Genomic DNA, 12,510 nt, shown 5'->3' on the forward strand with positions numbered 1-12,510 from the left:
TGGCCTGCGCCCTGCCGCTCACCTCTCTGGGCAATCCTCTCCGAGCGGCGTGCCGTCATAGGCCTTGTCGCCGCATTCGTTGATCTCTTCCCAGATGTAGCCGTGCCCGTCCTCGGTGACCGCCACGACCCGGTCGATGCCAAACTCGATGTTGCGCTGCGAGGTGTAGACATGCGCTGTGCCGGCAGCGATCTGCGCGCCGATGGCGTCGGAGTCGAAGCAGCCGAACCATGTGGGCGCATTGCGCGGCTCGGCGCCTTCGTAGCGCTCGAACACCGGGTCGAGCGTGTCGGGACGCTCCGAGGTGGTGAAGCAGGCGCGGTATCGGATCGGCGAGGAGGAGGCGTCGATCCCCTCGAAGTCGCGGAACGGGATGTCGCGCGGCGCGCCCCGATCCTGCGGGGTCAGCACGACACGGGCCTCGGCCTCGGGCAGGGGCTCGTAAAAGTAGTAGACCTGCGCGTAGTAGACGACCGCGCCAAAGATCAGCGCGGCCGCAACGATGAAGATCGCGAGGATCTTGCCGCTCACGCGGCGTTCTCCGCCGCCTCGGCGGTCCAGCCGCCCGCCTCGGTGCTGACGAAGGCGTCGGCGCATTTCTTCGCCAGCGTCCGTACCCGACCGATATAGGCCTGGCGCTCGGTGACCGAGATCACCCCGCGCGCGTCGAGCAGGTTGAACAGGTGCGAGGCCTTGATGCACTGATCGTAGGCCGGGTGGGCCATGACGATGCGCTTGCCGGTCTTGGGGTCGTCATGCGTGCGCGCGAGGATCGCCTCGCACTCGGCCTCGGCTTCCTCGAAGTGGCGCAGCAGCACCTCGGTGTTGGCGACGTCGAAGTTCCAGCGCGAGTATTCCTCCTCGGTTTGCCGGAAGACGTCGCCGTATTTCAGCGCGATCGGCGAGTCGGGATCGTTGAAAGGCATGTCCATCACGTGGTCGATGCCGAGCACGTACATGGCCAGCCGCTCGAGCCCGTAGGTCAGCTCGCCCGAGACCGGGTGGCAGTCATGGCCGCCGACCTGCTGGAAATAGGTGAACTGCGAGACTTCCATGCCGTCGCACCAAACTTCCCAGCCAAGCCCCCAGGCGCCCAGCGTCGGGCTTTCCCAGTCGTCCTCGACGAAGCGGATGTCGTGCAGGCTCATGTCGATGCCGATGGCCTCGAGCGAGCCGAGATAGAGCGCCTGCAGGTCCGGCGGGCTCGGTTTGATCAGCACCTGGTACTGGTAATAGTGCTGCAGCCGGTTCGGGTTCTCGCCGTAGCGCCCGTCGGTCGGGCGGCGCGAGGGCTGCACGTAGGCGGCGGCCCAGGGCTTCGAGCCGAGCGCGCGCAGCGTGGTGGCCGGGTGGAAGGTGCCCGCACCCACTTCCATGTCGTAGGGCTGCAGCACGGCGCAGCCCTTGGCGGCCCAATAGGTCTGCAGCCGCAGGATGATCTCCTGGAAACTGCGCGGCTTGCTGCTCTCGCTGCGGATCTCGCTCATGGCATCTTTCCCCTTGCGCGCCGCCTGTGCGGGCGCCCGTCGTCCAATGGTCGGCTGCCTGATTATGCGTGCAACGGTCAAGGGTCAATGCGCCAGCCTGACCATCTTTTGAGATGACGCGAGCGGGGGGGTCTGTTACAGAGTCCTTTCAGAAAACAAGAGACGATCACAAGACCGGGGCCCGAGGAGCGAGTGAAGCCATGTTCAGATCCATACTATTAGCAGGCACTGCGGCCGTCATGCTGGCGCAGGGCGTGGCAGCGCAACAGGGCGAGGTGGTCTATATCCAGATCGAGGCCCAGCCCAGCCTGAACGAGGCCGAGGCGCGTCTGCGCGACTACGCGGGCGGGTTGCGCGACGTGAACGGTTTCTCGTTGGGCGGAGGCTGGTACGGCATCGCGCTCGGCCCCTATGATCCCGAGGTCGCCGCCGAGCAACTGCGGAGCCTGCGGGCCGCGGGCCGCATCCCGCGCGATTCCTATCTCGCCGCCGCCGGCGAATACGGACGGCAGTTCTGGCCGGTGGGTGCGGGCATTGCCGGCACTGCCAGCCAACCGGCCGTCACCGCGGCGCCGCTCGACCCGAGGCCCGATGAAGAGCGCGCGGAGCCCAGCAGCGAGCAGACCGCCGCGCTCGCGCAGGACCTTGGGCAGGACCCTGGCGAGGCGCCGCAGGAGGCTGCCGCCGCCCCCGCCGCCGCGCCCGTCACGACCCCCGAGATCCCCGAGGAGACCGTCTCGGAGGCCCGCCGCAGCGAGGCGCAGCTCAGCGCCGCCGAACGCCAGCAGTTGCAGGTCGCCCTGCGCTGGTCGGGACATTACGACAGCGCCATCGACGGCGCCTTCGGCAATGGCACCCGCATGGCCATGGGCGCCTGGCAGCGCGACAACGGCTACGAGGTCACCGGCATCCTCACCACCCGCCAGCGCGCCGACTTGCTGGGCAAGTACAACGCCGTGCTCGAGGGCACCGGCATGCAGGAGGTGAACGACGCCCGCGCCGGGATCGCCATCGAGCTGCCGATGGGCTTGCTGGAGTTCGATCGCCACGAGGCGCCCTTCGCGATCTACAAGGGCAATGGCACGCTCGAGGGGGCACAGGCGCTGCTGATCAGCCAGCCGGGCGACCGCAAGGCGCTGAACGGGCTCTACGAGATCCTGCAGACGCTGGCGATCGTGCCGGTGAACGGCGCCCGCAACCTGCGCCGTGACGGCTTTACCCTCGCCGGCGAGAACGCGCGGATCACCAGCCACACCGAGGCGGTGCTGCAGGGCGGGCAGATCAAGGGCTGGACGCTGGTCTGGCCGGCCGGCGACGAGGCTCGCTTCGAGCGCGTCGTGAACATGATGAAGACCAGCTTCCGCGTCACGCCCGGCGTGCTCGACCCGGCCTCGGTCAGCGATGACGGCCAGTCGCTTGACCTGGTCTCCGGCCTGCCGATCCGCAAGCCGCGCGAGACCGTGGCGGGCTTTTTCGTCGACGCGCGCGGCACGGTGCTGACCTCTGCCGCCGCCGTGGCGGGCTGCGGGCGGCTCACCCTCGATGGCAGCTACGACGCAGAGCTCCTGCAAAGCGATGCGGAACTCGGGGTGGCGCTGCTGCGCCCGACTGCGGCGCTGGCACCGCGTGGCGTGGCGCGGCTGCGCACCGACATGCCGCGGATCAACTCCGAGGTGGCCGTTGCGGGCTTCCCCTACGGCGGCGTGCTGAGCGCGCCTACATTGACCTTCGGCGCGCTCGAAGACGCGAAGGGTCTCGGCGGCGAGGAGACTCTGGCGCGGCTGGCGGTCGAGGCGACGCCGGGCGACGCGGGCGGGCCGGTGCTCGATGCCGGCGGCGCGGTGGTCGGCGTGCTGATGCCGCGCGATGCAGGCGCCAAGCAACTGCCGGAGAACGTGGCCTTCGCCACCGACGCCTCGGCGCTGCTTGCCTTCCTGCAGGGCGCCGGCATCCCCGGCAACGCCTCGCGGGGCGAGGGTGTCATGGCCCCCGAAGACCTCACCGCCGCCGCCCGCGACATGACCGTGGCGGTCAACTGCTGGGAATGAGCCTCGCAAGGGGCCTGGGCACAGACCTCGGCCCTTCTTCTAGGCGGAAGTATCCCGGGGGGTGAATTCGCCGCAAGGCGAAGAGGGGGGCAGCGCCCCCCCTCTCTCTTTTTCCGATCTGTACTGACGGGCTTCAGGCCCCGGTCACCCGCCAGATGATGTCGCCCACGTCATCGGCCATCAGCAGCGACTTGCCGTCCGGCCCGATGCAGACCCCGACCGGCCGCCCGTAGGAGACGCTCTCGTCCTCGGCGAGGAAGCCCGACAGGATATCGCGCGCCGGCCCCGAGGGTTTGCCGTTCTCGAAGGGCACGAAGACCAGCTTGTAGCCGCTCAGCGTCGAGCGGTTCCACGAGCCGTGCTGGCCGATCACCATGCCGTCCGGGAAGCCGGGCAGGGTGCCTTCGGGCATCCAGCACAGACCCAGCGAGGCGGTGTGCCCGCCAAGCGCGTAGTCGGGCTGGATCGCGCGCGCGACCAGCGCCGCGTCCTGCGGCACGCGGTCGTCGACGATCTGCCCCCAGTAGCAGAAGGGCCATCCGTAGAAGCCGCCATCCTGCACCGAGGTGAGATAGTCGGGCGGGGTCTCGTCGCCGAGCCCGTCGCGCTCGTTGACCACGGTCCAGAGCGCGCCCGTCGTCGGCTCCCAGGCCATGCCCACCGGGTTGCGCAGGCCCGAGGCGAAGACGCGGGACTCGCCGGTGGCCAGGTCCAGCTCCCAGATCGCGGCGCGGCCTTCCTCGGCCTCCATGCCCTCGTCGGCGATGTTGCTGAGCGAGCCGACCCCGGCGTAGATCTTGCTGCGGTCGGGAGAGACGATCAGGCTGCGGGTCCAGTGGCCATGCGGCTTGAACTCGACCAGCTTCCGGCCCTCGCCGGTGAGCGAAGTTGCGCCCTCCTCGTAGGGGAAGGCGACGATGCCGTCGGTGTTGCCGACGTAGAAGGTGCCATCCACAAGCGCCATGCCAAAGGGTTGGTTCTGGTTTTCGAGGAAGATCTCGCGCCGCTCGGCGACGCCGTCGCCATCCTCGTCGCGCCAGAGGGTGATCCGGTTGGCACTGGTGCCGAGCGCCCGCGCCCGGCGCATGGTGGCATGCATGGCGCGGTCGAAGAGGGTCTTCGGCGGACGGCCCTGCTGCATCGCCTCGGCGACCAGAACGTCGCCGTTCGGCAGCACCTCGATCCAGCGCGGGTGCAGCAGCTCCGAGGCAAAGGCGTTGACCTTCAGCCCCGGCGCGGCGGTCGGTGTGTGGCCCGGCTCCCAACCCTTCGCGGTCGGCATCTTCAGGGTCATGATCCCCTGTTTCTTGGCCTCCGGTATGCTAGGATTTGCACCGAACGCCTGTGTGCCCGGCGCGCTTGCGCGCCGAAGTAGAACCATTGTGCCGCCGATCATCGCGGTCACGCGTGCCATGAAGTCCATGTCAGCCCCCAGCCAGTGTTTGCGCGAACCTATCGCAGGCGAGGCGAAGGGCAAAGGGGTAGCGCGACGTTTGCACGCACCCGCACCCGGCGATTGCTCCCTGAGGTCAAGCGCTTGCGGGCATTGAATACGCCGGGCATTTTGCTATCGAGCGCCCCCGTGATCGGCCGAGAGGAGAGACGCCAATGACCATCCGCATTCGTACCGCCCTACTGGGCGCCGCGCTCGCCGGGACCGCCGCAACCTCGGCGGTCGCCGAAGAGTGGCGTCTCAACAACTTCCTGCCGGAGACCCGGCCGGAGACCGCACAGATCGAGCAGTTCGCCGAGGACGTGAACGCGGCGCTCGCCGACAAGGATTTCAAGCTGACCGTCTACAGCGGCGGCTCGCTGGGGCTTAAGAACACCGACCTGCTGCGCGTGCTGCCGCGCGGCGCGGTCGAGATGAGCCTGATGTGGTCGAACTACCTCGGCCGCGACGCGCCGGCGCTGAGCTCGGTCTTCGTGCAGGGCGCGATCAGCACCGTCGACGAGCTGAAGGCGGTGCTGCCGGTGGCGCAGGAGATCTACGAGGAAGAGTACACGGACTGGGGGGTGACCACCGTTGGCTTCGTGGCGATCCCGACGCTCTCGGTCTCGGTCTTCTGCCGCGACGAGCCGATCCACACGCTCGAGGACCTCAAGGGCGTGAAGCTGCGGGTCTGGGCGCGCGAGCAGGTGGAGACCTTCACCAAGCTTGGCGTCGCCGCGCAGATCATCCCGCAGGAAGAGACCTACGTGGCGCTGAAGACCGGCGTGGTGGATTGCGCGCTCTACCCGGCACTTTACGCCAGCACGATCTCGCTGCAGGAGGTGACGAAATACGCCTCCTTCCTCTACCCGATGGCCTCGGCGCCCTACACGCTGGGCGTCGCCACGGACAAGTGGGAGTCCACCGATCCCGAGATCCGGACGGCGATCACCACGGCGGCGGATGCGCTCTGGGAGCGCACCAACCAGTACGACAAGGACGCCGAGGCCGAGATGGCCGCGCGCGAGAAGCTGGGCGAGATGGGCGTGACCTGGGGCGAGGACTTCCCCGAGGCCGACCGGGCGCAGTTCATGGAGGCCGTGTCCGAGACCTGGCAGATGCTCGCCGAGGAAGCCGGTGGCAATGCAATGGACTACCGCGCGCGCGTGCTCGAAGCGCTTGGCCGCTGATCCGCTGCGATGAGGGCGCTGAGACACATGCTGTCGCGGGGGCTGGAGCTTCTGGCCCTCGCCATGGCGCTGCTGGCCGCATTTGCCATGGTGGGGATCGTTGGGATCATCACCACCAGCGTGATCATGCGCCGCTTCTTCAACGCACCGTTGCATGTCACCGAGGACATGGTCGGGCTGATGCTGAGCGCCATGCTCTTCCTGGCCCTGCCGCTGGTGACCCTGCGAGCCGAGCACGTGAGGGTGTCGATCGTCGCCGACGCCTTGCAGAGCCGGATCCCGCGCCTATTGCGCATCGCCGCGATGCTGGTCGGCGTGCTCTTCTTCGGCTGGATCCTGCTGGAGTCCATCCCCTGGTTCGAATTCGCCTGGAAGCGGAACCTGAAGTCCGAGACCGCCCGCGTGCTGCTCTATCCCTGGATGGCGGCTTTGCCGCTCTCGGTGGCGGTGACCTGGGTGATCTTCGCCGGGCGGCTGCTCGGGCTGCTGGCGCCGGAGCGGCCGCACGCGCCCGAAGAGCTGCAATGACCATGACCCCCTCAAAGGACAGGTAGCCCATGTTCTGGACCACGTTGATCGGTGTCATGGTGTTCTGCGCCTCGACAGGCGTCGCGCTTGGCGCGGCGCTTGGCCTCACGGGGCTGGTGCTGCTGCACGTCTATTCCAATGGCGCGACCTCGCTGGCGGTGGATGCGATCTGGAACGTCTTCAACTCTTTCACCCTCAGCGCGGTGCCGCTGTTCATCCTGCTGGGGGAAATCCTGCTGCACAGCGGGGTGAGCAACCGCGCCTATTCCGCCTTCGCACCGCTCTTCCGCCGCGTGCCGGGCGGCTTGCTGCACACCAATATCGCAGTCTGCACGCTCTTCGGTGCGGTCAGCGGCTCGAGCATGTCGACCGCCGCCGCCGTGGGCGCGGTCGCGTACCCCGAGATGGTCCGGCGCGGCTATGACAAGGACGTCATCGTCGGCAGCCTCGCGGGCGGCGGCACATTGGGCCTGCTGATCCCGCCGAGCCTGTCGTTCCTGATCTACGGCGCGCTCACCGAGACCTCGATCGGGCGGCTCTTCATGGCGGGGATCCTCCCGGGGCTGATGATCGGGCTCATGTTCATGGGCTACATCCTCGTCAAGGCGCTGCGCCACCCCGAGATCGCCCCGCGCGACGAGAGCGGCCTGCCGCTGCGCGACATCCTGCGCGGCTTCAGCCAGGTCTGGCCGCTGCTGATGCTGATCGTTGCGGTGATCGGCAGCATCATCGGCGGCATCGCGACCCCCACCGAGGCCGCGGGGCTCGGCGTCGTGCTGGCAACCGTCATCTCCTTCCTTTGGGGAGACCTCACATTGCGCAAGCTGCTCGACGCGGTCTTCCATTCGACGCTGCTCTTTGCGGCGATCGGCTTCGTGGTGCTGGGCGCGACGATCCTCGCGCAGTCGGTGAGCATCCTCGGCATCCCGCAGCAGATCCTGAACGCCGTCGCGACAAGCGGGCTGGGGCAATACACCATCCTCATGATCGTGGTGCTGATCTACCTGCTGCTCGGCTGCTTCTTCGACGGGCTGTCGCTGATGATCATGACCCTGCCAGTGGTCTTCCCGCTGCTGACCGGGCTCGGCTATGATCCGATCTGGGTCGGCGTGCTGATCACCATCGTCATCGAGATCGGCCAGGTGACGCCACCGGTGGGGCTCAATCTCTCGGTGCTGTCGAGCCTGACCAAGAACGAGATCAGCCTCGGCCGGGTGGCAACGGCGACGGTGCCTTACTGGCTCATCCATCTTTTCGCGCTGGTGGTGCTGACGATTTTCCCGGTGATCGCGCTCTACCTGCCCAACCTGTTGTTCTGAGGAAAGGTTTTCTCTCATGGCCCTGAAACTCCGTCCCAAGCGCTTCGGTCCGGTCTCGGTGCTCTTCAACCCCGAAGGCCCGGTGCGCTTCGTCTCGGGCGAGGGCGGCGAGCCGCTGCCCCATCCGCCCTATGACAAGCCGGTACTGACGCTGATGGCGTCGGTGGCGCATTGCCTTGTGGAATCGCTGCGCATCGTCGCCAAGCGTGACGAGGTGGCATTGCCGGCCTATGCGATCACCGTGACCGCCGAGAAGGCCATCGACGAGCCGGGGCGCCTGCAGTCCATGGTCTGCCGCATCGAGGGCTATCTGCCCGAGGAGATGCTGCGCGAGGCCAAGTCAATGTGCACCGTCAGCAACACGCTGAACTGCAAGATCACCCTGGAATGAGGCCGCCATGCCCATGCGCGCGGCTTGTGAAGCCGTGCCGGATGGGGCATGTGACATCATCTTCGTGGCAACGGAAAGGATCGTGTCATGGACTATAGCAAGATGGGCGGTGGACGCCCGGGCTCGAACAAGCCGAAGTTCAGTGCGGAAGACATCAAGCGCGAGGGAAAGGCCGGCACCGGCGGCAAGGCCAGCAAGGAAGAGCTCCTGGCGCGCATGAAGGCGCAGAACGAGGCGAAGAAGAAGGACTGACCCTCGGGTCGGACCAAGGCGGCGTCTCTCGGCCCGGCATCAATGCGGCGTCGCCGGGCTGCCTGGAAAGGCCGCAAAAGCAAAAGGCGCGGGAAACCCCGCGCCTTTCGTCTGTCCGGGAAGTCCCGATCAGTTCTTGGACTTGTCAACCATCTTGCCGGCCGAGATCCAGGGCATCATGCCGCGCAGCTTGGCGCCGGTGGCTTCGATCTCGTGCTCGTCGTTGGCACGGCGCGAGGCCTTGATGGTCGGCTGGCCCACGGCGTTCTCGAGCATGAAGTCGCGGACGAACTTGCCCTGCTGGATGTCGGTCAGGACCGCCTTCATTGCCGCCTTGGTCTGCTCGTAGGGCAGGATGCGCGGGCCGGTGACGTACTGGCCGTACTCGGCGGTGTTCGAAATCGAGTAGTCCATGTTGGCGATGCCGCCTTCATAGATCAGGTCGACGATCAGCTTCACTTCGTGCAGGCACTCGAAGTAGGCCATTTCCGGAGCGTAGCCGGCTTCCACCAGCGTCTCGAAGCCGCAGCGGATCAGCTCGACGAGGCCGCCGCAGAGGACTGCCTGCTCGCCGAAAAGGTCGGTCTCGCACTCTTCGCGGAAGTTGGTCTCGATGATGCCCGAGCGGCCGCCACCGATGGCCGAGCAGTAGGACAGGCCGATTTCCAGCGCCTTGCCCGATGCGTCGTTGTGAACCGCCACGAGGCAGGGCACGCCGCCGCCCTTGGTGTATTCGCCGCGCACGGTGTGGCCCGGGCCCTTCGGCGCCATCATGATGACGTCGACGCCAGCCTTCGGCTCGATCAGGCCGAAGTGCACGTTCAGGCCGTGGGCGAAGGCGATGGCGGAGCCTTCTTTCAGGTTGTCATGCACGTACTTCTTGTAGGTCTCTGCCTGCAGTTCGTCGGGCATGGTGAACATGATCAGGTCGCACCAGGCCGCCGCTTCGGCGATACCCATGACCTGCAGGCCTTCGGCTTCGGCTTTCTTGGCCGAGGGCGAGCCCTCGCGGAGAGCGACGACGAGGTTCTTGGCACCCGAGTCGCGCAGGTTCAGCGCGTGGGCGTGGCCCTGGGAGCCGTAGCCCAGGATGGCCACTTTCTTGTCCTTGATCAGGTTGATGTCGCAATCACGATCATAATAGACGCGCATGGGTCTTTTCCTTCCTTGGTGCAGCCTTGCTGCAGGTCTTGGTTCGAGCGGTTTGTTGCGCCGCTTCGTTGTGAGACGCAATTTACGAACTCGGCGGTGATGAGGGTTGCGTTTTTTCTTGAATATTTCGCCTGAAGATGAAAGATCATTCGCGGAATGATAATTTAACGGCGAAATCATGCTCGACGACACAGACAGGCGCATCCTTCGCCAGTTTCAGGCCGCGCCCGACCTGCCCGGCGCCGAACTGGCGGAGCGGGCAGGGGTCACGCCTTCGACTCTCGCCCGCCGACTCGCTGCCATGCGCGAGAAGGGCGTGCTACGCGGCACGCGCGGGGTGATCCACTGGCCCGCCCTTGGCTATGAGCTCGAGGTCTCGCTGCGCGTGGCGCTCGACAAGACCGTCTCCAGCGCATTCGACGAGTTCATCGCGGCGGCGCGGCAGGTGCCCGAGGTGATCGAGATCCAGACCTTCCTCGGCTCGATCGACGTGCGGCTTGCGGTGATCGCCCGCGACCTTGCACACTATCAGCAGCTCTATCGGGGCCGCATCCTCACCCTGCCGCATATCTCGGACATCGAGGCGCTGATGCACGTGGCACTGGTCAAGTCCGACGAGACGGTACCGCTATGATCGACCTCGATGACATTGACCGTGCACTGGTGCTGGCGCTGGCCAAGGACGCGGGCGCCAGCGCGGGGGCCCTGGGGCGGCGGTTCGGCCTTTCGCAGCCGGCCTGCTGGCGGCGCATCCAGCGGCTGCGCGAGGCCGGAGTGTTTCGCAAGCCCCGGCTGGATCTCGACCTCGAGGCGCTGGGGTTCGGCGTGACGGTGTTCCTCGGCGTGAAACTCGCGACCAAAGGTCGGGTCAGCCTAGAGGACTTCGAGCGCGCCGTTTCGGCCATTCCCGAAGTGCAGATCGTCGAGCACGTGCTCGGCGCCTTCGACTACCGGCTTCGGGTGGTGGCGCGCGACATTCCCGATTTCGAGCGGGTGCTGCGGCGGCGGATCATGACGCTGCCCGGCGTGGGCCGGGTCGAGGCCAACGTGGTGCTGACCGAGGAGCGCCGACCCGGGCCGCTCTGAGCCCGCTCTGCGGCCCGCGACCATCGGAGGTTTTGCCAATCCGCGCGATCCGCGCTAACCCCTTCGCAACAACAAAGGAGGTAGCCATGGCGCTGCGCAAGGATGTGGACCCGACGGGTCTCGACGAATTTTCGGTGGTCTTCACGGATCGCTCGCTCAACCACATGTCCGCCGCGTTCCAGGAGGTCATGCGCGACATCTCTGCGGGGCTGCGCGAGGTCTACGGCGCGGCGGGAATCGCCGTGGTTCCAGGCGGCGGCACCTACGGGATGGAGGCGGTGGCCCGCCAGTTCGGTCGCGGCGCCAAGGCGCTGGTGGTGCGCAACGGCTGGTTCTCCTTCCGCTGGAGCCAGATCTTCGAGGCCGGCGGCTTCGGTGGCGAGGTCACGGTGATGAAGGCGCGCGCCACCGGCAACGGCGCGCAGGCGCCCTTCGCCCCGGCGCCGATCGAGGAGGTCACCGCCAAGATCCGCGAAGAGCAGCCCGACATCGTCTTCGCCCCGCATGTCGAGACCGCCGCCGGGATCATCCTGCCCGACGACTACGTGACCGCGCTCGCTGCCGCCGCGCATGAGGTCGGCGCGCTGATGGTGCTCGACTGCATCGCCTCGGGCTGCGCCTGGGTCGACATGAAGGCGACGGGCGTCGACGTGCTGCTGTCCGCGCCGCAGAAGGGCTGGAGTTCGACACCCTGCGCGGGGCTCGTCATGATGTCCGAGCGCGCTCTGGCGCGTCTGGACGAGACCACCTCGGACAGCTTCGCGCTGGACCTGAAGAAGTGGCGCCAGATCACAGCGGCCTATGAGGCGGGCGGCCATGCCTATCACGCCACCATGCCGACCGATGGCCTGCGCATGTTCCGCGACGCGATGAACGAGACCCGCGAGTTCGGCTTTGCCGAAGCCAAGGCGGCGCAGTTCGAACTGGGCCGCAGGGTGCGTGAGCTGCTCGCGTCCAAAGGGGCCGTTTCGGTCGCCGCCGAGGGCTTCGGTGCCCCGGGCGTGGTGGTCAGCTACACCTCCGACCCCGAGGTGCAGTCGGGCCGCGCCTTTGCCGCCAAGGGTGCGCAGATCGCCGCAGGTGTACCGCTGCAGGTGGATGAACCCGCGGGCTTCTCGACCTTCCGTCTCGGCCTCTTCGGCCTCGACAAGCTCAAGGACGTGGACGCCACCGTGGCCCGTCTGGACAAGGTGCTGGGCGAGGTTCTCTGAGCCTGCCGCAAGACCCCGGGGCGCGCCGAACGGCGCGTCCCCTCTATGAAAAAGCCTGTGCTGCGCGGTCGGGCCCCGTACCCGGACGTTCCCGCGAGATTGGCCATGGTGGCGGCCAGCAGGATGCCCGACGCCTTTGCCACACGCGCCCGGGCCGCAGCCGCTTGTGCGGGCGCTGCCCGCATCGTCAGGCAGGAGGGCGGAGCGTGCTGGTAAAGACGGTCTGCCCGGCTCGGAACCCCGGAAGCAGGTTCGGACCGGGCAGACCTCTGAACCGGGAGCACGGCGGGACCAAGGAGGCCGTGCTTCGGATCTTGCTCGGAGCTTTGCGGGACGGAAGCTACCCTATGCTCCGGCTGTGAGGATGCATCGAGATTCTCGACCAATTGTTGCAGAATGCGAAATTCTGACGCC

Annotated in this window: 13 protein-coding genes; 9 read left to right on the forward strand and 4 right to left on the reverse strand. The window is 67.1% G+C overall.

What is annotated here, in order from left to right; translation table 11 throughout:
* Window positions 1-18: 18 nt before the first annotated feature.
* Window positions 19-531, reverse strand: coding sequence for a DUF6446 family protein (locus CLG85_RS01800; protein WP_095880475.1), 513 nt, complete (start codon window positions 529-531; stop codon window positions 19-21).
* Window positions 528-1,487: a glycine--tRNA ligase subunit alpha gene (locus CLG85_RS01805; RefSeq protein ID WP_095880474.1), complete on the reverse strand. Its 960-nt coding sequence runs from the start codon at window positions 1,485-1,487 to the stop codon at window positions 528-530. Before CLG85_RS01805 ends, CLG85_RS01800 begins: the two co-directional genes overlap by 4 nt.
* A 200-nt stretch (window positions 1,488-1,687) precedes the next feature.
* Between CLG85_RS01805 and CLG85_RS01810 the strand changes: the two genes are divergently transcribed.
* Window positions 1,688-3,535, forward strand: coding sequence for a serine protease (locus CLG85_RS01810; protein WP_260348330.1), 1,848 nt, complete (start codon window positions 1,688-1,690; stop codon window positions 3,533-3,535).
* 133 nt (window positions 3,536-3,668) lie between these two features.
* On the opposite strand, the gene CLG85_RS01815 is transcribed toward CLG85_RS01810, so the two are convergent.
* Window positions 3,669-4,958, reverse strand: a complete 1,290-nt coding sequence (locus CLG85_RS01815; RefSeq protein ID WP_095883395.1) for a PQQ-dependent sugar dehydrogenase — start codon at window positions 4,956-4,958, stop codon at window positions 3,669-3,671.
* Between the two features lie 185 nt (window positions 4,959-5,143).
* Here CLG85_RS01815 and dctP point away from each other — a divergent pair, with 185 nt between their 5' ends.
* The 5 genes from dctP to CLG85_RS01840 all read left to right on the forward strand — a co-directional run bounded on the left by dctP (window position 5,144) and on the right by CLG85_RS01840 (window position 8,647).
* Window positions 5,144-6,157, forward strand: a complete 1,014-nt coding sequence (gene dctP, locus CLG85_RS01820) for a TRAP transporter substrate-binding protein DctP (protein WP_095883396.1) — start codon at window positions 5,144-5,146, stop codon at window positions 6,155-6,157.
* Between the two features lie 9 nt (window positions 6,158-6,166).
* Window positions 6,167-6,685, forward strand: a complete 519-nt coding sequence (locus CLG85_RS01825; RefSeq protein ID WP_224843464.1) for a TRAP transporter small permease — start codon at window positions 6,167-6,169, stop codon at window positions 6,683-6,685.
* 29 nt (window positions 6,686-6,714) lie between these two features.
* Window positions 6,715-8,004, forward strand: a complete 1,290-nt coding sequence (locus CLG85_RS01830; RefSeq protein WP_095883397.1) for a TRAP transporter large permease — start codon at window positions 6,715-6,717, stop codon at window positions 8,002-8,004.
* 16 nt (window positions 8,005-8,020) lie between these two features.
* Window positions 8,021-8,395 carry an OsmC family protein gene (locus CLG85_RS01835; protein ID WP_095883398.1) on the forward strand — a complete coding sequence of 125 codons (375 nt, stop codon included), beginning with the start codon at window positions 8,021-8,023 and terminating at the stop codon, window positions 8,393-8,395.
* 87 nt (window positions 8,396-8,482) lie between these two features.
* Complete coding sequence (locus tag CLG85_RS01840) at window positions 8,483-8,647, forward strand: hypothetical protein (protein WP_176476663.1); 165 nt, start codon at window positions 8,483-8,485, stop codon at window positions 8,645-8,647.
* Between the two features lie 129 nt (window positions 8,648-8,776).
* Here CLG85_RS01840 and ilvC read toward each other — a convergent pair whose 3' ends face one another.
* Window positions 8,777-9,799, reverse strand: a complete 1,023-nt coding sequence (ilvC, locus tag CLG85_RS01845) for a ketol-acid reductoisomerase (RefSeq protein WP_095883399.1) — start codon at window positions 9,797-9,799, stop codon at window positions 8,777-8,779.
* 178 nt (window positions 9,800-9,977) lie between these two features.
* Here ilvC and CLG85_RS01850 point away from each other — a divergent pair, with 178 nt between their 5' ends.
* From CLG85_RS01850 to CLG85_RS01860, 3 genes are all read left to right on the forward strand, one after another.
* Window positions 9,978-10,433: an Lrp/AsnC family transcriptional regulator gene (locus tag CLG85_RS01850; RefSeq protein WP_095883400.1), complete on the forward strand. Its 456-nt coding sequence runs from the start codon at window positions 9,978-9,980 to the stop codon at window positions 10,431-10,433.
* Window positions 10,430-10,885, forward strand: coding sequence for an Lrp/AsnC family transcriptional regulator (locus CLG85_RS01855; RefSeq protein WP_260348332.1), 456 nt, complete (start codon window positions 10,430-10,432; stop codon window positions 10,883-10,885). The genes CLG85_RS01850 and CLG85_RS01855 overlap by 4 nt, the downstream gene beginning before the upstream one ends.
* A gap of 86 nt (window positions 10,886-10,971) precedes the next feature.
* A complete protein-coding gene (locus tag CLG85_RS01860) occupies window positions 10,972-12,096 on the forward strand; it encodes an aminotransferase class V-fold PLP-dependent enzyme (RefSeq protein ID WP_095881034.1) in 1,125 nt (374 codons plus the stop codon).
* Window positions 12,097-12,510 lie beyond the last annotated feature (414 nt).

It is taken from the genome of Alloyangia mangrovi (genome assembly GCF_002300555.2).
Taxonomy (GTDB): domain Bacteria; phylum Pseudomonadota; class Alphaproteobacteria; order Rhodobacterales; family Rhodobacteraceae; genus Salipiger; species Salipiger mangrovi.